Origin of the sequence: Xenorhabdus anantnagensis (genome assembly GCF_028598555.1) — a bacterium.
Lineage (GTDB): Bacteria > Pseudomonadota > Gammaproteobacteria > Enterobacterales > Enterobacteriaceae > Xenorhabdus > Xenorhabdus anantnagensis.
This window is the reverse complement of record NZ_JAQRFN010000078.1, coordinates 1-1,253: the sequence shown is the minus strand read 5'-3', so window position 1 is coordinate 1,253 and position 1,253 is coordinate 1. Positions and strand designations below refer to the sequence as shown.

At 64.9% G+C, this 1,253-nt stretch carries 1 protein-coding gene; it reads right to left on the bottom strand.

Translation table 11 applies throughout. The features are described from left to right. Window positions 1-1,253: type VI secretion system tip protein TssI/VgrG (gene tssI, locus PSI14_RS19925; protein ID WP_273577717.1), on the bottom strand; the 1,253-nt coding region annotated here is incomplete at both ends.

Sequence of the window (1,253 nt, the reverse complement as noted above, 5' to 3'; positions counted from 1 at the left end):
TTGCTGCCCGGCAGCCCGCCGGGCGGGATGTTGCTGGCGTGATAGGTACGCCCGGTGACGATCGGCTGATCCGGGTCGCCGTGCAGGAAGTCCACCACCACTTCCTGCCCGATACGCGGGATCGCCAGCATGCCCCAGCCCTGACCGGCCCACGGCTGGGTCACCCGTATCCAGCAGGAGCTGTGGTCGTCGCTGCGGCCGTAGCGGTCCCACGGGAACTGGAGGCGGATGCGGCCGTACTGGTCACAGAAGATTTCTTCCCCGGCCGGGCCGACGACTTTGGCGATCTGCGGGCCGTCAATGGTGGGTTTCGGCAGCGGGGCCGGTCGCCAGCTCTGGTTATGGCGGATAAAGCTGAACTGGCTGTGCAGGGTGGTGCCGCTGTCGCCGGACGCGGTTTCCCGTGCCTGCGGCTGGCTGCCGGTGTGGCTCGCACTCACTACCTGCCACGGCTGGTTCAGGTCCGGGCGCGGGTGCCGGGTCAGGGTGAACAACCGACCCGGTTGCACGGCGATGGCGTGGCCGCTGCCCTGCCCCATCACGGCGTCGTTGCGCAGGGCTTCGAGGCGGTAGCGGGTAAAGGCGGCCCCGTGGGCTTCGTCCTTAAAGCGCCCCGGATAGTCATAATGCTCGTAGTACATTTCCTGCAAGGTTTCTTCTTTCATCTGCGCCCGGAATTCCGCCGCCCAGGCCGGGTTTTTGAAGGTGTAGTCCTTCAGCTCCACCTGAGCCGGCCGCACCTGCGCGCTGTACGTCAGGCTGCCCACTGAAGGGTCACCCAATGTGCTGGCGTCCCCCGGCTGATACGGGACAACAATGCCCGGCGGGACGGAGCCGGCATCATCGGCAAACACCAGCGTGTTGCGCCCGCTGCCGCATTCAAAGAAGTAAAAGATGCCCTCTTCGGCCGTCAGCCGTTGCAGGAAGACAAAATCGCTTTCCTGATACTGGACGCAGAATTCCCGTTCAGGGTGCGGATGGCGCAGGCTGAACACCACGTCACGGATGCCGTGCTCTTTCAGGAGGGTGGTGACAATCGTGGCGATGTCCTGTTGCTGGAAGATGCGTGAGTTCTGGCGCAGCGTCGTGCGCCACAGGTCGGGGCGGATGGTCATCTGGTAGGTGGTCTGGTGCAACCCGGTGTTACCCTGCTCGAAGCGGGCCACCATGCCGGTGAGGCTGCGCTGCTCAACCCCTTCCTGCAGGATGGTCAGGGTGGCGGTGCGGTCCAGTACCGCCGGAAAATCGATGGC